Origin of the sequence: Rhizobium sp. 768_B6_N1_8, assembly GCF_051811225.1 — a bacterium.
GTDB lineage: Bacteria > Pseudomonadota > Alphaproteobacteria > Rhizobiales > Rhizobiaceae > Rhizobium.
Genome location: NZ_JBPWPV010000001.1, coordinates 4,506,486 through 4,528,893 on the forward strand (window position 1 = coordinate 4,506,486; position 22,408 = coordinate 4,528,893).

Here is a 22,408-nt window from a genome sequence, read left to right on the forward strand (position 1 = left end):
GCTCAGAACTCCAGCGTGGGAACGTCGAGCCAGCGGCGCTCGGCCCAGGATTTCAGGCCGAGTTCTGCAAGCTGCACGCCCTTGGCGCCGGCTTCCAGGCCGTAGGGCCAGGGAGCATCTTCGACGACGTGGCGAATGAACATTTCCCACTGCGCCTTGAAGCCGTTGTCGAAGACCTGCGTATCCGGCACTTCGTCCCAGGTCTTGTAGAAGTCGATGGTCTGCGGCTGGTCAGGATTCCAGACAGGCTTCGGCGTATTGACGCGGTGCTGGCTCCAGCACTTGGTGAGGCCGGCAACGGCCGAGCCATGCGTGCCGTCCACCTGGAAGGTCACGAGGTCGTCGCGACGAACGCGTACGGCCCAGGAGGAATTGATCTGCGCGATCGCGCCGCCTTCCAGCTCGAAGGTCGCATAGGCGGCATCATCGGTGTCGCAATTATAGGGCTTGCCCTGTTCGTCGATACGGCTGGGAATATGGGTCGCGCCCAGGCAGGAAACGGCCTTCACCTCACCGAAGAGATTGTCGAGCACATAGCGCCAGTGGCAGAGCATATCGAGAATGATGCCGCCGCCATCGGCCTTGCGATAATTCCAGGACGGGCGCTGCGCCGGAACGCCCCAGTCGCCTTCGAAGACCCAGTAGCCGAATTCGCCGCGCACTGAGAGGATCTTGCCGAAGAAGCCAGAATCGCGCAGCAGCGCCAGCTTGCGCAGGCCAGGCAGGAACAGCTTGTCCTGTACCACGCCGTGCTTGAGGCCCGAAGCACGCGCCTTGCGCGCAAGGTCGATCGCGACCTGCAGATCGTCGGAAATCGGCTTTTCGCAATAGACATGCTTGCCGGCATCGAGCGCCTTGGTGAGAAGCTCGGCGCGCATCAGCGTCGTGCCGGCATCGAAGAAGATGGTGTCATCGGGATTGGCGAGCGCGGCATCCAGATCGGTCGACCAGCGCTTGATATTATGCTTGCGGGCAAGCTCCTCCATCTTCGCGCCGTTACGGCCGACGATGATTGGATCGATTTCCAGTTTTTCGCCTGATTTCAGCGTGATGCCGCCTTGATCGCGGAAGGCCAGGATCGATCGAACGAGGTGCTGGTTGTAGCCCATACGGCCGGTAACGCCGTGCAAAATGATCCCCAAACGTGCCATTTTTCCCTCCCTGGAAGCTTTTATGCGTCGGGAGCGGGCAGCCGGGCCCGGCCCTCCCGAGCCGGTAACTAAACAGTTACTTGATGGCAGAAGAGGAATATTGCTGTCAATAGCCAATTCGGTTTTTTGAAAATCAGCGCTTTATCGAGGCGAGCGTGACGTGAACGATATGTCGTTCCCAGGCTTCGAGATTCGCAGGCGTAATGAGATCGCGGCCGAAGATCGTCGAAAGTGTGTACTGGTTGGAGAGGTAGAAATAGCCGAGCGAGGCGATTGTCAGATAGACATGCAGCGGGTCGGCGGTCTCGATGAAGACACCCGCCTTCTTGCCTACTTCCAGCACCTGTGAAAGCTCGCCGATCAGATGCGAATGCAACTCCTTGAGCCGCACGGACTGGCGCAACCAGCGGGCGCGGTGCAGGTTTTCCGTGCCGAGCAGGCTGAGGAACTCCGGATGCTGCAGGAAGTAGCGCCAGGTGAAGAGGGCAAGTTCCCCAATGCCCTCCTCAGGGCTGCGGGTGCCGATGTTCAGTGCGCGTTCGGCGGTGCGGATGCTAACATAGGCCTCCTCAAGCACACGCAGATAAAGCTGCTCCTTGTCGCCGAAATAGTGATAGAGCATGCGCTTGTTGGTGCCGGCGCGCTCGGCGATGGAATCGACACGCGCACCACCCATGCCGTTTTCGGCAAATTCCCGTGTCGCGGCTTCAAGAATGGCCGCACGGGTACGCTCCGGGTCGCGTTGGGCGGTTCGCTCGGCGGACGGGCGCTTGATTTTCTTTTTTGCGCTCTCCCCAGTGTCGTTCATCAGATTTCCCCTATTTTCCCCTGTTGCGCTCATAAGGCTTAAGCGGAAGAATGTAAAAACCCGATTTTGCAAACGCAATCGGGCCACCAACACCGCTTGACAGCCCGGAGGCTTTGAACATAGCTTGTAACCAATTAGTTATTTGTTGCAAGATAGCTAGTTAGGAAGCGTGTGGAGGCGCTTCCTATTGGGAGGAGGAAAACCAATATGTCTTTTCGTGTAAGCAGACGTAATTTCATGGCGGGCGGAGCAACGCTCCTTTCGCTGTCAGCGCTCGGAAACAGCGCTTTTGCCCAGGAAAACCGCCTGCGCCTCATCTGGTGGGGCTCTCAGCCGCGCGCTGACCGCACCAACAAGGTCTCCGACCTTTTCAAGGCGAAGAACAGCGGTGTTTCGATCACCGGCGAATTCCTCGGATGGGCTGATTACTGGCCGCGTCTGGCCACACAGGTGGCTGGCCGCAACGCGCCCGACGTCATCCAGATGGACTACCGCTATATTGTCGAATACGCCCGGCGCGGCGCTCTTGCCCCGCTGGAATCCTATATGCCGTCGAAGCTGCAGATCGATGATTTCGATCCGGCACAGATCGAAGGCGGCAAGGTCGATGGTCACCTGTACGGTGTCAGCCTCGGCGCGAATTCGGCGGCCACGGTCATCAACACCGTCGCCTTCCAGGAAGCCGGCATCGATGTGCCGACCAACAAGACGACCTGGGAAGAATTCGGCAAGATCGGTGCGGAAATCACCAAGGCCGGCAAGCGCAAGGGCTATTTCGGCTTTGCTGACGGCAGCGGCGGCGAACCGCTCTTCGAAAACTATGTACGTCAGCGCGGCAAGGCGCTGTACACGGCCGATTCGAAGATCGCTTTCGGCGCGGACGACGCCGCGGAATGGTTCGACATGTGGGCCAAGTTCCGTGAAGCTAAAGCTTGCGTAACGCCTGACATTCAGGCGCTCTATAAGGATACGATCGACACCAGCCCGCTGACCCTCGGCAAGGCTGCCTGCGATTATGCTCACTCCAACCAGTTCGTTGGCTATCAGGCGATGGTCAAGGACAAGTTGATGCTCAGCAACTACCTCAGGATCAAGCCGGACTCGAAGGGCGGCCATTACCGCAAACCTTCGATGTTCTTCTCGGTCTCTGCACAGTCGAAGGTGATCGATCAGGCTGTCGATTACGTCAACTTCTTCGTCAAGAACCCCGATGCCGCCAAGATACTCGATGTCGAGCGCGGCATTCCGGAATCGAAGGCGATGCGCGAAGTCGTCGCCGGCACGCTCGATGAAACCGGCAAGATCCCGCTCGAATATGTCGCCGGTCTCGGCGATCTCGCCGGTCCGCTTCCGCCCCCGCCGCCGACCGGCGCCGGCGAAGGCCAGGTCGTGCTGCGCACCATCTCGGAGCAGGTAGCTTTCGGCCAGCTTACGCCGGCCGATGCCGGCAAGCAGCTCGTGGATGAAATCACGCGAATTCTCGCGCGGGGTTGATCTCATATGACCAATGCGATGCGCACGTCCGCAGGGACGGTAACCGTGGAAAGATATCAGGGAGTAAAGGCTGACGGACGCTTTCGGCGCCTGTGGAATGCCAATGCTCCTGGCTATCTCTTTCTGCTGCCGTGGCTGGTAGGCTTCTTTGGCCTCACGCTCGGCCCGGCCCTGATTTCGCTCTACCTCTCCTTCACCGACTTCGACATGTTGAGGGCGCCGGGTTGGGTAGGGGCCGCAAATTACGTGCGCATCGCAACGGCCGATCCGAAATTCGCATCGGCCATGTCAGTCACGCTGACCTATGTCGTGCTGTCGGTTCCGTTCAAGCTGACCTTCGCCCTGCTCGTCGCTCTGGCATTGAACAGGGGTCTGAGTGGGCTGCCGATCTACCGCGCGATTTTCTACCTTCCGTCTCTTCTCGGCGGCAGCGTTGCGATTGCCGTGCTGTGGCGCCAGCTCTTCGCCAGCGATGGCCTCGTCAACGCCGCGCTCGCACAATTCGGCATCGTCGGCCCGAGCTGGATCTCGCATCCAAGCTATTCGATCTATACGCTGGTGGCTCTCTCCGTCTGGCAGTTCGGCTCGCCGATGATCATTTTCCTGGCCGGTCTGCGGCAGATTCCGCAGGATATGTATGAGGCCGCAAGCCTCGACGGCGCCTCGAAATTTCGCCAGTTCTACAAGATCACCCTGCCGCTTCTCACACCGGTGATCTTCTTCAATGCTGTCGTTCAGACGATCGATGCTTTCAAGGCTTTCACACCCGCCTTCATCATCTCCGGCGGTACGGGCGGCCCGATCAATTCGACGCTCTTCTACACGCTCTATCTCTATCAGGAGGCCTTCGGCAATTTCCGCATGGGCTACGCCTCGGCGCTCGCCTGGATCCTCGTGGTGATCATCGCGATCTTCACCGCCTTCTCCTTCCTGACCTCGCGCTACTGGGTGCACTACGATGACTGAGATGACCGCTTCCGTCACCGCGGCCAGGCCGCCATCGGACATCACCAAACGCAGCCTCCCGGCTTCGATCATCATCCACGCGCTGCTGATCGCCGCCTCGCTGCTGATGCTCTATCCACTCCTGTGGATGGTGTCGGCATCGGTCAGGCCGGAAAATGAAATCTTCTCGTCGACCTCGCTCATCCCGTCGTCGGTCGATTTCTCCTCCTATGTGCGCGGCTGGACCGGACTCGACATCACCTTCGGCCGGTTCTTCTGGAATTCGCTCGTCATCTCGCTGCTGGTCGTGGCGGGCAATGTCATCGCCTGCTCGCTGACGGCATTCGCCTTCGCACGGCTGCGTTTTGCCGGCCGAAATTTCTGGTTCGCGATCATGCTCGGCACGCTGATGATCCCCTATCACGTGACGCTCATCCCGCAATATGTGCTCTTCCTCGACCTCGGCTGGGTCAACACCATCCTGCCGCTGGTCGTGCCGAAGTTCCTGGCAAGCGACGCATTCTTCATCTTCCTCATGGTGCAGTTCTTCCGCGGCATCCCGCGTGAACTCGATGAAGCGGCGATGATGGACGGCTGCAGCGCCTGGCGCATCTATTGGAAGATCATGCTGCCGCTGTCGCTGCCGGTTCTGGCGACGGCCGCCATCTTCTCATTCATCTGGACCTGGGACGATTTCTTCGGTCCGCTGATCTACCTCAACGACATGAACACCTACACGATCCAGCTCGGCTTGCGCACTTTCGTGGACTCCACCAGCGCATCGGACTGGGGTGGATTGTTCGCCATGTCGACGCTGACCCTCGTGCCCGTGTTCTTCTTCTTCCTGTTCTTCCAGCGCCTGCTGATCGAAGGCATCGCCACGACCGGCATGAAGCGTTGATGGATCGGGCAGGAAAGCCAGACAGGGAAGAATGACATGAGCATCAAGACAGTCGCGATCATCGGCTGCGGTATCGGCCGCTCTCACATCGTCGAGGGTTACCTTCCGCATCCGGACAAGTTCAAGGTCGTGGCGATCTGCGACCTGAACGAGGAGCGCCTGAAGACGATCGGCGACGAATTCGGCATCGAACGGCGCACAACCTCCTTCGATGAACTGCTTGCCGATGACAGCATCGACATCATCGATATCTGCACGCCGCCGGGTATCCATAAGGAGCAGGTCATAGCCGCTCTGGCCGCCGGCAAGCATGTGGTCTGTGAAAAGCCGCTCACCGGCTCGCTCGCCAGTGCCGACGAAATCATCGCGGCCGAAAAGACTGCCAAGGGTACGCTGATGCCGATCTTCCAGTATCGCTATGGCGATGGCGTCGAGAAGGCCAAGCGCATCATCGACGCGGGTCTCGCCGGCAAGTTCTACATGGGCTCCGTCGAGACCTTCTGGCGCCGCAAACCGGAATATTATGCCGTGCCCTGGCGCGGCAAATGGGCAACTGAACTCGGTGGCGTCCTCGTCACCCATGCGCTCCATCTGCACGACATGCTTTTTTATCTTGCCGGCCCGGCAACCCGCGTCTTCGGCCGCGTGGCAACCCGTGTCAACGAGATCGAAGTGGAAGATTGCGCCTCAGTCAGCCTGCAGATGCAGAACGGTGCCTTCGTCTCGCTGTCCTGCACGCTCGGTTCGCAGAACGAAATCAGCCGGCTCAGGCTTCACTTCGAAAATATCACCTTCGAAAGCAATCATGAGGCCTATGCGCCCGGCCAAGACCCCTGGCAGATCATCGCTGCCGACGATGAAGTACAGGCGAAGATCGATACCGTCATCGCCGACTGGCAGCCCGTGCCGCTGCGCTTCAACACGCAGATGCTGCGCTTCCACGATTACCTGATGGGCAGAGGACCGCTTCCCGTGACGAGTGCGGATGCAAGACGCGCGCTGGAACTGGTCACGGCCATCTATCAATCCTCCGATAGCGGCGCCGATGTCGCCCTGCCGATCGGTCCTGACAGCCCGAAATACGCCGACTGGCGTGCAAGAACCAAATAAGAGGGGATTTCGGAACATGGCAACGAGTGTCGTTCTTCAGAAAGTCGAGAAGCGCTATGGCCAACTCGACGTTATTCACGGCATCGACCTGACGATCGATCCCGGCGAATTCGCCGTCTTCGTCGGCCCTTCGGGTTGTGGCAAGTCCACGCTGCTGCGCATGATCGCCGGCCTCGAGGAAATCTCCGGCGGCGCGCTGCTGCTCGACAATGAGCGCATGAACGAAGTGACGCCCGCCAAGCGCGGGATCGCCATGGTCTTCCAGTCCTATGCGCTCTATCCGCATATGTCGGTCTATAAGAACCTCGCTTTCGGCCTGGAAACCGCGGGCTACAAGAAGGCCGAGATCGAACCGAAGGTGCGCCGCGCCGCGCAGATTCTGCAGATCGAGAAGCTGCTCGAACGCAAGCCGAAGGCACTGTCAGGCGGCCAGCGCCAACGCGTTGCGATCGGCCGCGCCATCGTGCGCGAGCCGCGCATCTTCCTCTTCGACGAGCCGCTGTCTAACCTCGATGCCGAACTGCGCGTGCAGATGCGCGTGGAGATTTCCCGCCTGCACCGCAGCCTCGGCAACACGATGATCTATGTCACCCACGATCAGGTGGAGGCCATGACCATGGCCGACAAGATCGTCGTGCTGAACTCCGGCCGCATCGAACAGGTCGGCGCCCCGCTCGATCTCTATAACAACCCGGCCAACCGCTTCGTCGCCGGCTTCATCGGCAGCCCGAAGATGAATTTCCTGAGTGCAAAGATCGAGAGCGCCACGGACACTGGCTCGACCGTCAATGTGTGCGGCAATTCCATTCAGCTCGGTCGCAGGCTTGCCGGTCAGGCTGGCCAGAACGTCACCTTCGGCATCCGCCCCGAGCATCTTTCCTTGGCGGAGGGCGGCGCCGTCCTTTCGACCGTCAATGTCGATCTGGTCGAAAATCTCGGCGGTGCCACGATGCTATATGCCACGACGCCGGACAATCAGCCGCTCACCATCGCACTCGATGGCCAGCAAAAGGTCGAACGCGGCACCAATGTGAAGGCCTCCTTCGATCCGGCGCGCTGTCACGTCTTTGATGACGCCGGCAAGACGATCTAATTAGCCCGGCTTGACAGCCGATCCCTCACAAGCCCATCATTTCATTGAGGGCTAAGAGGGGGATACGCGTGACGCCTGAAGAGAGGATTCATGCGCTTGGCATCTGGCAAGGCCCGATCGACATAACCCCGATCACCGGCGGCCTCACCAACCGGAACTACTTTGTGAGAGATGGCGCGCTGCGGCGCGTCGTACGTCTGGGCGATGATATTCCGGTCCATCATATCAGCAGGCAGAACGAGCTTGCGGCGAGCCGCGCCGCCCATGCGGCCGGCATCTCGCCCGCCGTTATCCATCACGTGCCAGGTGTGCTGGTTCTCGATTTCATCGATGCCGCGCCGCTGTCGCCCGAAGACATCCGCAAGCCGGAAACGCTTGCTCGTGTCGTTCCGTTGATCCGTGCCTGCCATCACGACATGGCCCGCCATTTCCGTGGTCAGGCGATGATCTTCTGGGTCTTCCATGTGATCAGGGATTATGTAGCGAACCTGAGGTCCGCAAACAGTCCGTATGTGCCGTTGCTGAATGGCCTGCTTCAGAAGGAGGAGCGTCTCGAGCAGGCGGCAGGTCCCTTCGAAATCGCCTTCGGCCACAATGATCTTCTGGCCACTAATTTCCTCGACGATGGCCGGCGGCTCTGGCTGATCGACTGGGATTATGCGGGCTTCAACACGCCGCTCTTCGATCTCGGTGGTCTTGCCTCCAACAGCGAGTTTTCGGGCGAGGTGGAGCGCCTCATGCTGGAGACTTATTTCGATCGACCGCTGACGGATGATCTCAGCCGCTGCTATCGGGCCATGAAATGCGCCTCGCTACTGCGCGAGACGCTCTGGAGTATGATCTCCGAGATCCATTCCACCATCGATTTCGACTACGCTGCCTATACCGCCGAAAATCTCGCCCGCTTCGAGCGCGCCTATCGGGCATTTGAACAGGATCATTGAATGACGAAGCAATTACCGAAGACGGCAAAGGCCGTGGTCATCGGCGGCGGCATCATCGGCTGCTCGACCGCCTATCATCTGGCCAAGCTCGGCTGGACCGATACGGTGCTCCTTGAGCGCAAGAAGCTGACGTCAGGCACGACATTCCACGCCGCTGGCCTCGTCGGTCAATTGCGCACCAGCGCCAACATCACCCAGCTTCTGGGATATTCCGTCGATCTCTATAAGAAGCTCGAAGCCGAGACAGGTCTCGGCACCGGCTGGAAGATGAATGGCGGCCTGCGGCTTGCCTGTAACGAGGAGCGCTGGACGGAGGTCAAGCGTCAGGCGACCACGGCTCAGTCCTTCGGCCTCGAAATGCATCTCCTGAACCCGCAGGAAGCTTTCGATCTCTGGCCGCTGATGACGACAGACGATCTCGTCGGCGCCGCCTATCTGCCGACGGATGGTCAGGCCAATCCCTCCGACATCACTCAGGCGCTGGCAAAAGGCGCCCGCATGGCCGGCGTCTCTATCTTCGAGGACACTGAAGTTCTCGATCTCGAAATCGACAGGGGCAGGATCCGCGCCGTCATCACCGGACAAGGCCGCATCGAATGCGAGCGGGTCGTGGTCTGCGCTGGCCAATGGACCCGCAGTTTCGCCGCCCGCTTCGGCATCAATGTCCCGCTCGTCTCCGTCGAGCATCAATATATCATCACCGAATCCTTCGGCGTGCCCTCCAATCTTCCGACCCTGCGCGATCCTGATCGCCTCACCTATTACAAGGAGGAGGTCGGCGGCATGGTCATGGGCGGTTACGAGCCGAACCCCATCGGCTGGGCGCTGGACGGCATCCCTGATGGTTTCCACTACACGCTGCTCGACAGCAATTTCGATCATTTCGAGCAGATCATGGAGCACGCGCTCGGCCGCGTCCCGGCGCTCGAAAATGCTGGCATCAAGCAGCTTCTGAACGGGCCTGAGAGTTTTACGCCCGACGGCAACTTCATTCTCGGCGAGGCACCGGAGTTGAAGAATTTCTTCGTCGGCGCCGGCTTCAACGCTTTCGGTATCGCCTCGGCCGGCGGCGCCGGCATGGCGCTTGCCGAATGGGTAACGAAGGGCGAGCCGCCCTACGATCTCTGGCCGGTCGATATCCGCCGCTTCGGCCGCCCGCATTTCGATACGGACTGGGTTCGAACGAGAACGCTGGAGGCCTATGGCAAACACTACACGCTGGCTTTCCCCTTCGAGGAATACTCGAGCGGCCGCCCTTGCCGGAAGTCGCCGCTTTATGAACGGTTAAAGGCGCAGGGCGCGTGTTTCGGCGAAAAGCTCGGCTGGGAGCGGCCGAACTGGTTTGCCGATCTCTTCGCCAATGAAGAGCCGAAGGATATCTATACCTACGGCCGCCAGAACTGGTTTGATGCCGTTGGCCGCGAGCACAAGGCCGTGCGCGAGGCAGCGGTCATCTTCGACCAGACCTCCTTCGCCAAATTCGTGCTGAAGGGCAGGGATGCAGAAGCAGCATTGTCATGGATTGCCGCCAACGATGTGGCAAGGCCCGAGGGATCGCTGATTTACACGCAGATGCTGAACGACAAGGGCGGCATTGAATGCGACGTCACCTGCGCCCGCATCGCCGAGAACGAATATTACATCGTCACCGGCACCGGCTTTGCCACGCATGATTTCGACTGGATCTCGCGCAACATCCCCGACGGCCTTCACGCCGAACTCGTCGATGTCACCTCGGCCTACACCGTGCTGTCGCTGATGGGGCCGAATTCCCGTGTCATCCTGGAAAAGGTCACGACCAGCGACGTCTCCAACGCTGCCTTCCCCTTCGGCCGCGTCAGGACCATCGGCATTGCCGGTTGCCCCGTGCGGGCTCTGCGCATTACCTATGTCGGCGAACTCGGCTACGAACTGCATGTGCCGATCGAATATGCGACGACCGTCTATGACGCGCTGATGGCGGCGGACGGGCAGTTCGGCCTCGTCAATGCCGGTTACCGCGCCATTGAAAGCTGCCGCCTGGAAAAGGGCTACCGCGCCTGGGGCTCCGATATCGGCCCCGACCACACGCCAGTTGAAGCCGGTCTTGGCTGGGCTGTGAAAATGCGGAAGAACACGCCCTTCAAGGGGCGCGAGGCGATCGAGCGCCAGCTCGAAGGCGGCGTAAAGAAGGTGCTCGCCTGCTTCGTGCCTGACGATCCCGATGTCGTTCTGCTCGGCCGCGAAACCATCTATCGTGACGGCAAACGTGTCGGCTGGCTCTCCAGCGGCGGCTTCGGCTACACCATCGGCAGGCCGATCGGTTACGGCTATGTCCGTAACCCTGATGGTGTAACGGAGGATTTTGTCCTCTCCGGCAATTATGAACTGGATGTCGCGCGCGAGCGCGTGTCCTGCAAGGTCAGCCTGAAACCACTCTATGACCCCGAGATGCAGCGGATAAGGGCTTAGAACGGTTGTGACGGTGAGCAAATTCCGCGGATGTTTCCTCATCCCTGTGCGGGTATAGGGATGAGGAAGTTTCGCTAACCCTTCAATATAGTGGCAGCCTGTTGTCCTGGATCAGGATCTCCAGTTTGTTCGCCACATCTTCCGTCCAGGCGGCATTCCCGGTAAGCGCCTTCGGAAACAAGCCTGGCAGGCCGAACAGAGCTGCCGAAACCGCTCCGCCATTGCGCGGCACACCGTCGAGAAGTGCTGCAATCTCTCCCGCCCGCGGGTCACGCAGTTCGTAGCGTTCGCCATTGCGATCGATGCCGATAGCGTAGCGCATCCAGGCGGCGACGGCGATTGCATAGGTCTCCGCCTTGCTGCCCTTGGCAAGCGCTTCCGTTGCTGGTTCCAGCAGACGCTGCGGCAGTTTCTGCGTGCCGTCCATGGCGATCTGATAGGTGCGGTGGGCGATCGCCTTGTTTGCAAAGCGTGCTATCAATTCGTCCGCATAGGCGTCGAGATCGATGCCGGGAACCGGATCCAGCGTTGCCGCCGCCGCATTCATGTGCCGGCGCGCAAGTGCTGAAAGTCCCGCATCATCCATGACGTCGCGGATGAATTCATAGCCTGCTGTATAGCCGAGATAGGCGAGCAGAGAATGCGCGCCGTTCAACATGCGCAGCTTCATCTTTTCATAGGCCGAGACCTCCTCGACCATTAGCGCGCCGTGAACCTTTTCCCAGGCCGGACGACCGTTGACGAAATGGTCCTCGATCACCCATTGGGTAAAGGGTTCCGTCTCGATTGCCGCCATGTCCCAGCGGCCCGTCAGCCGCTTGGCATCGGCATAGGTCGCATCGGTGCTTGCCGGCGTGATGCGGTCGACCATCGTCGAAGGAAAGGGCACGTTCGCCTCGATCCAGCCATGCAGTTCCGGATCGATGCGGGCAGTGAATTCCAGCACCAGACGCTTCAGCACCGCGCCGTTGCTCGGCAGGTTGTCGCAGCTAAGCGGCGTAAAGGGTGTTATGCCCTTCTGCCGGCGCCGTGCCAGACCCTCGACGAGATAGCCGATGACACCGTGCGGCGCATGCCGATTGGCAAGGTCGGCGACGATATCGGGATGCTTGAGGTCGAGCCCTCCGGTTGCCGGATCGAAACCATAGGCCTTTTCCGTCACTGTCATGCTGACGATGCGGATATCAGGGTCTTCGAGTCGTGCTAGCAGGCCCGCCGGATCGCGCGGCGCCACATACGCCCCAAGGATCGAGCCGATGACATGAGCCGTCGTGCCCGAGGTGTCGCGGATCAGCACCGTATAGAGCCCGTTTTGGGCGGACAGATTATCCGCGACATCGGGGGTGCGCAGGCTCGCCACTTCGATGCCCCAGTCACCGCCGGCAGCAGCCAGAGCGCCATCCGTGAAAGGCGCGAAATGCGCACGGAAGAAGGCGCCGGGGCCAAGATGCAGGATGCCGGCCTTCAGCGCATTCCGGTCATAGGCAGGAAGCTTCGCTGTCGGCGCAAGGCCGGTCACGTTCTGCAGTTTGTCGCTCACAGCTTGTAGGCCTTCTTCGCATTGTCATAGGAAAGTTCGCGCGCGACGATCTCGGCTTCTTTCCTGGAAATCCGGTGCTCGACGGCGAGCTGTGCCAGGAAACGGCAGATCTCGCGGCGCCAGACATCATGGCGGGCGGGGATCGACAGCAGTGCACGCGTATCGTCATTGAAGCCGGCGAGATTGGCAAAGCCAGCCGTCTCCACCACTTGGTCGAGGTAACGGCGGATGCCAAGCGGGCTGTCGTGGAACCACCAGGGCGGGCCGATCATCAGGCAGGCCCAATGGCCGGCCATCGGCGCGAGCTCCCGGGCATAGGTCGTCTCGTCGAGCGTGAAGAGCAGGATGCGCAGGCTTGGTGCATGGCCGTATTTCGACAGCAGCGCGTTGAGGCCGCCAACCCAGTCGGTACGCGTCGGAATATCGGCGCCCATATTCGGGCCACGCGTCTCGAAAAGCTCGCGGTCGGTATTGCGGCGCGAACCGGCATGGATCTGCATCACCATGCCGTCCTCGGCAGAAAGACCGGCCATTTCCGTCATCATCTGCCCGCGGAAAAGTTCAGCATCGGCGGCTGAAAGCGGTCCCTTCAGCGCCTTGTCGAGCAGCGCTTGCTTCTCGGCAAGCGGTAGATCGGCGGTAAAGGCGGTCGGCACGCCGTGGTCGGTCGCCGTCGCTCCGAACTGGCGGAAATAGGCGCGCCGCTTGCGATGTGCCTCGATGAGGCCATCCCATTTGGTGATGTCGCAGCCGGTGATCTCTCCGAACTTGATCAGATTGTCGCGGAAACCAACGGCATCGGGATCGGTGACGCCGTCAGGCCGGTAGGTTGTGCGTACTTTGCCGATCCAACCGTCCGCCGCCATCTTCTGGTGATGCGGCAGCGGATCGAGCGCGCCTTCGGTCGTGGCAATTGTTTCGATGCCGAAACGCTTATGCAGTGCCCGCGGCCGGAACTCCGGAAGCTTGAGCTGCGCATTGATGTGGTCGTAAAGCGCATCTGCGTTATCAGTCGTCAGTGGCTCGGTGCAGCCGAGCACGGCTGACATGGCATGATCGACCCAAAGGCTCGACGGGGTTCCGCGGAAAAGATGGTATTGGGCGGCGAAAGCACGCCAGATATCGCGGCCGCTCGAAACCGTCTTGCCGTCGAGACGCGGTACACCGAGCTGGTCAAGCTTGGTGCCGGTGCTGTGTAACATGCGGAAGAGATAATGATCGGGAATGACAAGCAGCGAAGAGGGGTCTTCGAAGGCCTTGTCGTCAGCGAACCAGGACGGTTCGGTGTGCCCGTGCGGGCTGACGATCGGAAGAGCGTGCACCGTCTCATAGAGATCGCGCGCTATTGTCCGCGTTGCCGGCTCGGCGGGAAAGAGCCGGTCCGGATGAAGAAAGCCATTGCTTACATCCATCAGTTTTCCTCCCTGATGGATAACGGCCTACCCCACATCATTAGACGCGGCAAGGGCTTTTGGTAACCAGACGGTCCACTTTCGGAATCGTTTTTATGGGGGCTCGAAACCATTGACGCCCCCGCCTATTTCGGCTTTGGAATGCCACCTGATATCAGGGGAGAAAACCGATGTCCGACGAGGCAGCCCGCATTACAAGGCTCGAAGAAATGCTGGCCCATCAGGCTAAGACGATCGATGAGCTTTCCGATCAGCTTGCCGAACAATGGAAGGTCATGGAGCAGACGCGCGCCAAGCTTGACCGATTGACCGAGCGCTTTCTGAGTATCGAGGAGCAATCGCTGGAAGCGCCGGCGATTACCAAGCCGCCACACTACTGAGTGGCCATGCCGCCGAACCCTCCGCGGCGCCGCCCGAAGGCTGCCTGCAGCAGGAAAGCGGTTTCGCGCTTTCGCCCTTTGCGATATAGCCCGGAAAGACGAAGCTGAACGAGAGACATCCCATGGCGGCCACCATCCGTTATCATCAGGGCGATATTTCCGCGGCGGATGCCGCCCGTTACACCGGCGCGATCGCGATCGATACCGAAACGCTGGGCCTTGTGCCGCGCCGGGACCGCCTTTGCGTCGTGCAGCTTTCGCCGGGCGACGGCTCTGCCGATGTGATCCGCATTGCGGCCGGCCAGAAGGAAGCGCCGAACCTTACCGCGCTGCTCGCCGATCCGTCGCGCCAGAAGATATTCCATTACGGCCGCTTCGATATCGCCGTACTCTTCCATACGTTCGGCGTCACCGCGACGCCGGTCTTCTGCACGAAGATCGCCTCGCGCCTCATCCGTACTTACACGGATCGCCACGGCCTGAAGGATAATCTCAAGGAAATGCTCGACGTCGATATCTCCAAGACGCAGCAATCTTCCGACTGGGCTGCTGAAACACTCTCGCAGGCGCAGCTCGAATATGCCGCCTCCGACGTGCTCTACCTGCACGCGTTGCGCGACAAGCTAAATGAGCGCCTGATTCGCGACGGCCGCCTGGAACATGCGACGGCCTGTTTCGAATTCCTGCCGACGCGCGCCAAGCTCGATCTTCTCGGCTGGGAAGAGGCGGATATCTTCGCCCATAGCTGAGGTTATCGGACATGCAGGCAAGGTCGTAGACTGGGCGTCTTCGGCCGTTAGCTATTCGTTAAGGTATTTTCAGTAACATTATTCTTAATTTTTATGCATTCGACGGCGGCGAAATACGCCGATGCGGACAGGAGGATCTGCCGGGATGCAAGGGGCCGGATGAGCGCGGTCTCGTTGTACGACCTGCTTTCATAGCCACTTTGCGAAAGGAGCGTGCCTGTGTTGTCTCCCATTCGTTCGGCGTCCAATGCAAGCCTTTCTTCTCAGGGTCAGACGGCGGCGATCGTTGCCGGTGGCCTCGGCCGATCGGTGGTCGCCCCCACCCCGGTAAATGCAGTTGAAGCAGCAGACCTCAATGCCGCGATTGCCGGCAAGCTCAATATTCTGCTCATCGCCGCGCGCCAGCGCATGATTGAAGCGCTTCTCGACATCATCAATGCTACGGGACGCACCATCGCGCTGCAGCGTGGTGAAGGTGAATCCGATCAGGCCTTTGCCGCCCGTGTCGCTGATGCCATCCGTCGCATGCCCGACGCCGAGATCGATGCGGTCGAGCACCAGCTTTCCGATGACGGACATAGCCTGCCGTTGAGAATGATTGCCGCAGCCCTCAAGGACCCGACCGGGCCGGAGGCCACCCGTGTCATCGCCTATCTCGAGATTATCAGCTACAAGGACAGGGATCTCGCAGCCCGCGCCGTTGTCCGCTCTTATCGCCAGAACGATGCCGCGCCGCTGCCGCGTACCGAGCCGCGGCCGGAAATCAAGCTTCAGGGAGAAAACCTGCCCACTGCACGTCAGTCCGCAGCAAAAACGGCTGAAAATGTAGCGATGCCTGCTGCCGAAGAAATCGTTCCGGCCGAAGCGACTGTTGTCGTGGCGACCGATCCAACCGTTGAGGATCAGAAGACCGGCAGTCAGCCCACGGCAGCGGCGCATGAAGCTTCATCGCAGGCAACTACGCCGAGAGAGACAGAGGAAGTCCAGGTCGCACCGGCAGAACAGGAAGTGATCGAGCCGGAACAGGCCGAACCCGCTCTCGAGCAGCAGACAATCTCCGCCAAGGCTGATCCGGTTATCCCGCGCAACTGGACCGGCATCGCCAGCTCCATGACCGAACAGGTTTCACAGATGATCGCAACGATCATCCGCGAACAAGAGGCAACTGTCCTGTTGACGGACACGCCTGTCGAAGCCGCCGTTGAAATCGATGCTATCCTGGACGAGGCCGTCATCAGCGAGGCGACGGAGAGCCTGGTTCGCACAACCCCGGAAGATGTGGTCGAGCCTGCATCTGCCCAGGCCGCCCAGGCTTCTCGGCCGTCCCAGGCTGAAATCACCGCAGTTGCCCAGACGGCGCGTCCCATCAGGGAAATCGCCGCACAGCCGCAGCCGGTTCCCATCCCGGTTGTCGAGGCGCCTTCCTATGTTCCGCTCACAGCCCGCATGCCGGAAGGGCTTCCCTACGCGCAAACGCCTTACCAGTTCGCCCGCGATGAATATAAGGCGACCAAGGCCGATGACCCCCCTCGTCGCCATCACGAAAACGGCAGCTCGCAGGATCAGCAGCAACAGCCGCAGGCGCAATCCGGTCAGGGCGGCGATGAACAGCAGGCCGGCGGAGAGGAAGCCCCGCGGGAGGAGCGGCGCCAGCCGAAAATGTTTGATCCCGATCCGTCTACTGCTCCGGCAACGGTCGCCGACCCGGTCTATGCTCTCTACCAGCGCATGGTCGGCTGGGAATAGTCAGGAGCAATTCCAGCAAAAGTGCTCAACGATTTTGCGTCCGGAATTGCCTGGGTACAAAGAACTCCAGAAACCTCCCAAAACGAAAGAACCCGCCGGATCGCTCCGGCGGGTTCTTCATTTCAATGCATCAGCGAAGGATTATTCGCCGCCGCGGTTCTTCAGAGCCGCGCCGAGGATGTCGCCGAGCGAAGCGCCCGAGTCGGACGAACCGAACTGAGCAACGGCTTCCTTCTCTTCCGCGATTTCCAGAGCCTTGATGGACAGCATGATCTTGCGGTCCTTCTTGGAGAAGTTGGTAACGCGGGCGTCGACGGTCTGGCCGACCGAGAAGCGCTCAGGACGCTGCTCGTCGCGGTCGCGGGCGAGGTCGGCGCGACGGATGAAGGAAGTGATGTCCTCGTGGTTGACGAGCTTCACTTCGATACCGCCGTCGTTGATCGCGATGACTTCGCAGGAAACGACTGCATTCTTGCGCAGGTCGCCGGAAGCTGCTGCTTCGCCGACTGCATCCTTGCCGAGCTGCTTGATGCCGAGCGAGATGCGTTCCTTCTCGACGTCGACGTCGAGAACGACTGCCTTGACAACGTCACCCTTGTTGAACTCCTCGATGACCTGTTCGCCCGGACGGTTCCAGTCGAGGTCAGAGAGGTGAACCATGCCGTCGACATCGCCGTCGAGGCCGATGAACAGGCCGAATTCGGTCTTGTTCTTGACTTCGCCTTCGACTTCAGTGCCGGCCGGATGGCTGCGGGCGAATGCTGCCCACGGGTTTTCCAGCGTCTGCTTGAGGCCGAGCGAAATACGGCGCTTGGACGGATCGACTTCGAGAACGACGACTTCGACTTCCTGGCTCGTGGACAGGATCTTGCCGGGGTGAACGTTCTTCTTGGTCCAGGACATTTCCGAGATGTGGATCAGGCCTTCAATGCCCGGCTCCAGCTCGACGAACGCACCGTAGTCGGTGATGTTCGTAACGGTACCGGAAATCTTCTTGCCTTCCGGATACTTGGCCTGGATGCCATCCCACGGATCGGACTCGAGCTGCTTCATGCCAAGCGAGATACGGTGGGTTTCCTGGTTGATGCGGATGATCTGAACCTTGACCTGCTGGCCGATGTTCAGGATTTCCGACGGATGGTTCACACGGCGCCATGCCATGTCGGTGACGTGCAGCAGGCCGTCGATGCCGCCGAGGTCAACGAACGCACCGTAATCGGTGATGTTCTTGACGACGCCGTCAACAACCTGGCCTTCTTCGAGGTTCTGAACGATTTCAGAACGCTGCTCGGCACGGGATTCTTCCAGAACCGTACGGCGCGAAACCACGATGTTGCCGCGGCGCTTGTCCATCTTGAGGATTTCGAAGGGCTGCGGGTTGTGCATGAGGGGCGTAACGTCGCGGATCGGACGGATGTCGACCTGAGAACGCGGAAGGAAGGCGATCGCACCGTCGAGGTCGACCGTGAAGCCACCCTTGACCTGGTTGAAGATAACGCCTTCGACGCGCTCGCCAGCTTCGAACTTGGCTTCGAGCTTGATCCAGCTTTCTTCGCGGCGAGCCTTCTCGCGCGACAGAACAGCTTCGCCAAGCGCGTTTTCGATGCGCTCGACGTATACTTCGACTTCGTCGCCGACCTTCAGCGAACCGTCCTTGGCACGTGCGCCGAATTCCTTGAGCGCGATGCGGCCTTCGACCTTCAGGCCAACGTCAACAACGGCGACATCCTTTTCGATGCCCGTGACGATACCCTTGGTAACATAGCCTTCAGCCAGATCGTTCTTGGCAAAGGACTCTTCGAGAAGGGCCGCGAAATCCTCGCGAGAGGGAGTAGCTACTGACATAAAATCTCCTGCGTGGCCTTCGATAGCTTCAAGGCTCACGTATGCGCCGGTTGGTTCGAGTTGAATGGGCCTGAACCCAGTCCGCCTTCTTTCAAGAAGGCAATCCGGCGCGTGGACGGAATTTCAGGCTTGCTTTCGCACGAGCGTCCCGCGCACGAAGCGCGGAAAACCGCTTGATTAGGCATTTCGGCTCAAGGCGGCGTCGATAAACGACTTAGCGGCTTGAAACGCGGCCTCTATACTCATTTCCGACGTGTCAAGCAAGTGCGCATCGACTGCCGGTTTCATCGGGCTGTCCGCCCTGTTCATGTCGCGATCGTCGCGTCGCTTGACGTCTTCGAAAATCGCCTCGAAATCCGCTACGCCGCCCTTGCTGATGATCTCGTCGTAACGGCGTGTTGCGCGCACTTCTGGCGACGCCGTCACATAGAGCTTCACAGGTGCCGCGGGGCAGACGACAGTGCCAATATCGCGCCCGTCGAGAACTGTTCCCGGCAGCTTCTCGGAAAACCGCCGCTGCGCCTCAACGAGCGCCCGGCGAACCGCCGGCATCACGGCAATTTTCGAGGCGGCTTCGCCAATCTCATGTCTCGACAATATATCGCGATCGAGACCCGCGAGTTCAACCTCGAGCGCCATCTTTTCAGCGACCGTCTCGTCATTGAGCGGGAGCCCGGCATCGATCAGCGCCTTGGCGGTCGCCCGGTAGGTGAGGCCGGTGTCGAGATGGTGAAAGCCGTACTGCTCCGCGATCCTGCGCGAAAGCGTGCCCTTGCCTGCCGCGGCAGGGCCGTCGATGGCGATGATGAAGCTGCCGGTCATGAAGTCATTCCGTGCCGAGGCCGCCGTAACGGCGTACCAGTTCCTGCATTTCGGCTTGCTCTGCCATCTCATCGAGGCCATTGGCAATACCCTCGCGGTCGGCGACCGGCCGGTTCTGGCTCACCTTCCATTTGCCTTCGATCTCGGCGATTTCGATTTCGACACCGATAATGCCCTTGAGCTGCGCACGGATAAATTCCTCTGGCGCATCGCCGACCGACCATGGTTTCTCACGCTGGCCCTCATGTTCGCCGGTAATTGCATTGATCTGCGCAAGCAGCCAGCCAGCATCCTCGATCACCCGTGCCAGTCCGCGTGCCTGCACAATCGCATAGTTCCAGGTCGGCACCACTTTGCCGGTCTCGGCCTTGGTCCGGTACCAAGACGGTGTGACATAGGAATCCGCGCCCTGGAAGACGGCAAGCACCGGCGCACCTGCGGCAATGTCCCGCCACTGCCCATTTGCCCGCGCCAGATGCAGCTGCAGCGTTCCCTTCTCTGATGCGCCGGCGTCGAGATGGAAGGGCACGGAATTGGCGATCAGCCCGGAAGCCGCCGCCGTGATCAGCAGGCCAAGCGGATGCGCACGGATCAGCGCATGCTGCACATTGAGATCGTCTTCGCGGAAATGTGGTGGCTGGTACATATCAAGCCTGCTCGATCTTCGCCCCGAGGCTCTTCATCAGATCCATGAACTGCGGAAAGCTGGTTGCAATCATACTGCTGTCGTCGATACCGACAGGATGCTCCGAAGCCAGCCCCATGACAAGGAAGCTCATGGCGATACGATGGTCGAGATGCGTGATGACCTGCTCGCCAGCAGCATTGCCAAGCCCCATTCCATCCGGCCGGCCGGTGACGGAAAGCGAGTCCTTGCCTTCTTCGCATTCGACCCCGTTGAGCTTCAGCCCTTCCGCCACAGTCGAGAGCCGGTCCGACTCTTTGACCCGCAGTTCCTGCAGGCCATTCATCACCGTTCGGCCCTTGGCAAAGGCGGCGGCAACGGCAAGAACCGGATATTCATCGATCATCGACGGTGCCCGCTCTGTCGGAACGGTGACGCCGGTCAATTCCGAATGGCGCACGCGCAGGTCCGCGACATCCTCGCCGCCCGCAAGCCGCGGATCGAGGATCCCGATATCGGCGCCCATCTCCTGCAGCGTCAGGATCAGTCCCGTCCGCGTCGGGTTCATCAGCACATTGGAAATGGTGACGTCCGAGCCCGGCACCAGCAAAGCCGCCACCAGCGGGAACGCGGCGGAGGAGGGGTCGCCAGGCACGTCGATCGTCTGGCCGGTCAGCTTGCCGCGGCCTTGCAGCCGGATCGTCCGCGTGCCGTCCCTGTCGGTCTTGATCGAAAGTTCTGCGCCGAAACCAGCCAGCATCTTTTCGGTATGGTCACGCGTAATCGCCGGCTCGATAACCGTCGTCACACCCGGTACATTGAGACCGGCTAGCAGCACCGCCGATTTCACCTGCGCCGAGGCGACGGGCAGGGTGTAGCGGATCGGGGCCGGCGTTTTCGGCCCGCGCAGCATCACCGGCAGGCGATCGCCCTCCATGGCTTTTACCTGCACGCCCATGCGGCGCAACGGATCGAGCACGCGGCCCATCGGCCGCCGGGAAAGCGAGGCGTCGCCGGTAAAGACGGTGTCGAAATCATAGACGCCGGCAAGGCCCATGATGAGGCGCGCGCCGGTGCCAGAATTGCCAAAATCGAGCGGAACCTCCGGTGCAAGCAATGCGCCGTTGCCTGTTCCGTTGATGATCCACGCGTCGCCCTCCTTGCGGATCACGGCACCTATGGCCTGCATTGCCTTGCCGGTATTGAGCACATCCTCACCTTCGAGGAGCCCGGCAACGCGCGTTTCCCCCGATGCCAGTCCGCCGAGTATCAGCGCGCGATGCGAGATCGACTTGTCGCCGGGAATACGGATGATTCCGGAAAGCCCGGAGGATCTGCGGGCGACGGCCGGCTTCGATGCGGAACCCTGCGACATGGGTTAATCCCTTGCAAAGGCAATACATTCAGGCCGCTCACGCCTCGGTGCCGGGATGTTTTTCCGGCGGGCCTTGCAGCAATCGCGGCTGGTTAGCACGAACTTGCCGAACGGTCATCCGGAATGGCGGTGAAAAGCCTGAAGTGCCCCGTGAAGTTTAGCTTTGACATGAGAAGCCGTAGCGATTATGGGGACCGGCTTATAAATTCCGAATAGAACGCCGGTTTGACGGCATTTGCCGAATTTCTCATTCGGCCATTCTCACGAGGCTTATAGTGGCGAAAGCGGAACTTGGTACAAAGCGCACTGATCCGGAAACCGGCAAGAAGTTCTACGATCTGAACCGGGATCCGATCGTCTCCCCTTATACCGGCAAATCCTATCCTTTGTCCTTCTTCCAAGAAACCTCGGCACTCGCCGAAGTTCAGGATGAGGACGAGGTTGCCGAAGTCGATACCGAAAACACCGAAGTCGAACTGGTTTCGCTCGAAGACGCCGATGACGCCGCTTCCGGCGACGATATCCCTGATATCGGCGACGACGACGTCGAAGTCGAAGGCGATGACGACGATACCTTCCTCGAAGTTGATGAAGATGACGAGGATGACGACATGAGCGACATCATCGGCGTCACCGGTGACGAAGACGAAGTCTGAGCGAACGAATACCGGCCCGGATGACAAAAATTTCCCGGGCCGGATTTTTTAGGCTTGCCATCTGCGAAAACCGCAAGTAATAAGCCGCCACTCCAGAGGGAACGCCTTGGGAGTATCCCAGGACCGGCGCAAGCCGGACCACCCTGATGGGGCTATAGCTCAGCTGGGAGAGCGCTTGCATGGCATGCAAGAGGTCAGCGGTTCGATCCCGCTTAGCTCCACCAAATCTCTCCAAATGCAGTTCAGTAAGCACTTCAGGTCAGCATAACTGACATTTGTCAAAAGCTGTCTGGTTGCCACTTTTGCAGACGGCTGAAATCAGGTTCTTATATCGTGCGTCGAGGCCAGCCGATTCGGCGCT

General features: G+C 60.1%; 19 protein-coding genes and 1 tRNA gene. 12 read left to right on the forward strand and 8 right to left on the reverse strand.

The window, feature by feature from the left end; genetic code table 11:
• Window positions 1-2: 2 nt before the first annotated feature.
• Together AB8B33_RS22790 and AB8B33_RS22795 are read right to left on the reverse strand one after the other, a co-directional pair.
• Window positions 3-1,151, reverse strand: a complete 1,149-nt coding sequence (locus AB8B33_RS22790) for a Gfo/Idh/MocA family protein (protein WP_439016974.1) — start codon at window positions 1,149-1,151, stop codon at window positions 3-5.
• A gap of 133 nt (window positions 1,152-1,284) precedes the next feature.
• Window positions 1,285-1,959, reverse strand: a complete 675-nt coding sequence (locus tag AB8B33_RS22795; RefSeq protein ID WP_113320463.1) for a TetR/AcrR family transcriptional regulator — start codon at window positions 1,957-1,959, stop codon at window positions 1,285-1,287.
• A gap of 207 nt (window positions 1,960-2,166) precedes the next feature.
• Here AB8B33_RS22795 and AB8B33_RS22800 point away from each other — a divergent pair, with 207 nt between their 5' ends.
• The 7 genes from AB8B33_RS22800 to AB8B33_RS22830 all read left to right on the forward strand — a co-directional run bounded on the left by AB8B33_RS22800 (window position 2,167) and on the right by AB8B33_RS22830 (window position 10,897).
• A complete protein-coding gene (locus tag AB8B33_RS22800) occupies window positions 2,167-3,453 on the forward strand; it encodes an ABC transporter substrate-binding protein (protein ID WP_113320464.1) in 1,287 nt (428 codons plus the stop codon).
• 6 nt (window positions 3,454-3,459) lie between these two features.
• Entirely contained in the window at window positions 3,460-4,419 is a 960-nt protein-coding gene (locus tag AB8B33_RS22805; protein WP_162747913.1) for a carbohydrate ABC transporter permease, read from the forward strand.
• The gene (locus AB8B33_RS22810) at window positions 4,412-5,299 is read left to right on the forward strand and encodes a carbohydrate ABC transporter permease (RefSeq protein ID WP_376776552.1); all 888 of its coding nucleotides are present in this window, start codon (window positions 4,412-4,414) and stop codon (window positions 5,297-5,299) included. Before AB8B33_RS22805 ends, AB8B33_RS22810 begins: the two co-directional genes overlap by 8 nt.
• A gap of 36 nt (window positions 5,300-5,335) precedes the next feature.
• Entirely contained in the window at window positions 5,336-6,409 is a 1,074-nt protein-coding gene (locus tag AB8B33_RS22815) for a Gfo/Idh/MocA family protein (protein ID WP_439016975.1), read from the forward strand.
• 16 nt (window positions 6,410-6,425) lie between these two features.
• Entirely contained in the window at window positions 6,426-7,502 is a 1,077-nt protein-coding gene (locus AB8B33_RS22820; RefSeq protein ID WP_113320467.1) for a sn-glycerol-3-phosphate ABC transporter ATP-binding protein UgpC, read from the forward strand.
• Between the two features lie 68 nt (window positions 7,503-7,570).
• Window positions 7,571-8,446: a phosphotransferase gene (locus tag AB8B33_RS22825; protein ID WP_439016976.1), complete on the forward strand. Its 876-nt coding sequence runs from the start codon at window positions 7,571-7,573 to the stop codon at window positions 8,444-8,446.
• Window positions 8,447-10,897 (forward strand): GcvT family protein, encoded by a 2,451-nt coding sequence (locus AB8B33_RS22830; protein WP_439016977.1) that lies wholly within the window; start codon window positions 8,447-8,449, stop codon window positions 10,895-10,897.
• A gap of 82 nt (window positions 10,898-10,979) precedes the next feature.
• On the opposite strand, the gene AB8B33_RS22835 is transcribed toward AB8B33_RS22830, so the two are convergent.
• The gene (locus AB8B33_RS22835) at window positions 10,980-12,437 is read right to left on the reverse strand and encodes a mannitol dehydrogenase family protein (RefSeq protein WP_439016978.1); all 1,458 of its coding nucleotides are present in this window, start codon (window positions 12,435-12,437) and stop codon (window positions 10,980-10,982) included.
• Window positions 12,434-13,849: a glucuronate isomerase gene (gene uxaC / locus AB8B33_RS22840; protein WP_439016979.1), complete on the reverse strand. Its 1,416-nt coding sequence runs from the start codon at window positions 13,847-13,849 to the stop codon at window positions 12,434-12,436. Before uxaC ends, AB8B33_RS22835 begins: the two co-directional genes overlap by 4 nt.
• A gap of 170 nt (window positions 13,850-14,019) precedes the next feature.
• Here uxaC and AB8B33_RS22845 point away from each other — a divergent pair, with 170 nt between their 5' ends.
• From AB8B33_RS22845 to AB8B33_RS22855, 3 genes are all read left to right on the forward strand, one after another.
• A complete protein-coding gene (locus AB8B33_RS22845) occupies window positions 14,020-14,229 on the forward strand; it encodes a SlyX family protein (RefSeq protein ID WP_439016980.1) in 210 nt (69 codons plus the stop codon).
• 122 nt (window positions 14,230-14,351) lie between these two features.
• Entirely contained in the window at window positions 14,352-14,978 is a 627-nt protein-coding gene (locus AB8B33_RS22850; protein ID WP_007814121.1) for a ribonuclease D, read from the forward strand.
• A 219-nt stretch (window positions 14,979-15,197) separates the two neighbouring features.
• Entirely contained in the window at window positions 15,198-16,724 is a 1,527-nt protein-coding gene (locus tag AB8B33_RS22855; protein WP_439016981.1) for a hypothetical protein, read from the forward strand.
• Between the two features lie 141 nt (window positions 16,725-16,865).
• Here the strand turns inward: AB8B33_RS22855 and rpsA are convergent, their stop codons facing one another.
• From rpsA to aroA, 4 genes are all read right to left on the reverse strand, one after another.
• Entirely contained in the window at window positions 16,866-18,569 is a 1,704-nt protein-coding gene (rpsA, locus tag AB8B33_RS22860) for a 30S ribosomal protein S1 (RefSeq protein WP_037100373.1), read from the reverse strand.
• 177 nt (window positions 18,570-18,746) lie between these two features.
• The gene (gene cmk, locus AB8B33_RS22865) at window positions 18,747-19,391 is read right to left on the reverse strand and encodes a (d)CMP kinase (RefSeq protein ID WP_439016982.1); all 645 of its coding nucleotides are present in this window, start codon (window positions 19,389-19,391) and stop codon (window positions 18,747-18,749) included.
• A gap of 4 nt (window positions 19,392-19,395) precedes the next feature.
• Window positions 19,396-20,037: an FMN-binding negative transcriptional regulator gene (locus AB8B33_RS22870; protein WP_439016983.1), complete on the reverse strand. Its 642-nt coding sequence runs from the start codon at window positions 20,035-20,037 to the stop codon at window positions 19,396-19,398.
• A 1-nt stretch (window position 20,038) separates the two neighbouring features.
• Complete coding sequence (gene aroA, locus AB8B33_RS22875) at window positions 20,039-21,391, reverse strand: 3-phosphoshikimate 1-carboxyvinyltransferase (protein ID WP_439016984.1); 1,353 nt, start codon at window positions 21,389-21,391, stop codon at window positions 20,039-20,041.
• A gap of 275 nt (window positions 21,392-21,666) precedes the next feature.
• Here aroA and AB8B33_RS22880 point away from each other — a divergent pair, with 275 nt between their 5' ends.
• Together AB8B33_RS22880 and AB8B33_RS22885 are read left to right on the forward strand one after the other, a co-directional pair.
• Window positions 21,667-22,047 carry a TIGR02300 family protein gene (locus AB8B33_RS22880; protein ID WP_113320477.1) on the forward strand — a complete coding sequence of 127 codons (381 nt, stop codon included), beginning with the start codon at window positions 21,667-21,669 and terminating at the stop codon, window positions 22,045-22,047.
• A 148-nt stretch (window positions 22,048-22,195) separates the two neighbouring features.
• A tRNA-Ala gene (locus tag AB8B33_RS22885) sits at window positions 22,196-22,271 on the forward strand.
• Window positions 22,272-22,408: the final 137 nt, after the last annotated feature.

What these genes read in the sequence shown, in the direction of transcription:
- AB8B33_RS22800 (WP_113320464.1), top strand. Translation starts at nt 2,167, where the DNA reads ATGTCTTTTCGTGTAAGCAGACGTAATTTCATGGCGGGCGGAGCAACG.
- AB8B33_RS22815 (WP_439016975.1), top strand. Translation starts at nt 5,336, where the DNA reads ATGAGCATCAAGACAGTCGCGATCATCGGCTGCGGTATCGGCCGCTCT.
- uxaC (WP_439016979.1), bottom strand. Translation starts at nt 13,849, where the DNA reads ATGGATGTAAGCAATGGCTTTCTTCATCCGGACCGGCTCTTTCCCGCC.
- AB8B33_RS22810 (WP_376776552.1), top strand. Translation starts at nt 4,412, where the DNA reads ATGACTGAGATGACCGCTTCCGTCACCGCGGCCAGGCCGCCATCGGAC.
- rpsA (WP_037100373.1), bottom strand. Translation starts at nt 18,569, where the DNA reads ATGTCAGTAGCTACTCCCTCTCGCGAGGATTTCGCGGCCCTTCTCGAA.
- AB8B33_RS22850 (WP_007814121.1), top strand. Translation starts at nt 14,352, where the DNA reads ATGGCGGCCACCATCCGTTATCATCAGGGCGATATTTCCGCGGCGGAT.
- cmk (WP_439016982.1), bottom strand. Translation starts at nt 19,391, where the DNA reads ATGACCGGCAGCTTCATCATCGCCATCGACGGCCCTGCCGCGGCAGGC.
- AB8B33_RS22845 (WP_439016980.1), top strand. Translation starts at nt 14,020, where the DNA reads ATGTCCGACGAGGCAGCCCGCATTACAAGGCTCGAAGAAATGCTGGCC.
- AB8B33_RS22830 (WP_439016977.1), top strand. Translation starts at nt 8,447, where the DNA reads ATGACGAAGCAATTACCGAAGACGGCAAAGGCCGTGGTCATCGGCGGC.
- AB8B33_RS22820 (WP_113320467.1), top strand. Translation starts at nt 6,426, where the DNA reads ATGGCAACGAGTGTCGTTCTTCAGAAAGTCGAGAAGCGCTATGGCCAA.
- aroA (WP_439016984.1), bottom strand. Translation starts at nt 21,391, where the DNA reads ATGTCGCAGGGTTCCGCATCGAAGCCGGCCGTCGCCCGCAGATCCTCC.
- AB8B33_RS22805 (WP_162747913.1), top strand. Translation starts at nt 3,460, where the DNA reads ATGACCAATGCGATGCGCACGTCCGCAGGGACGGTAACCGTGGAAAGA.
- AB8B33_RS22870 (WP_439016983.1), bottom strand. Translation starts at nt 20,037, where the DNA reads ATGTACCAGCCACCACATTTCCGCGAAGACGATCTCAATGTGCAGCAT.
- AB8B33_RS22795 (WP_113320463.1), bottom strand. Translation starts at nt 1,959, where the DNA reads ATGAACGACACTGGGGAGAGCGCAAAAAAGAAAATCAAGCGCCCGTCC.
- AB8B33_RS22790 (WP_439016974.1), bottom strand. Translation starts at nt 1,151, where the DNA reads ATGGCACGTTTGGGGATCATTTTGCACGGCGTTACCGGCCGTATGGGC.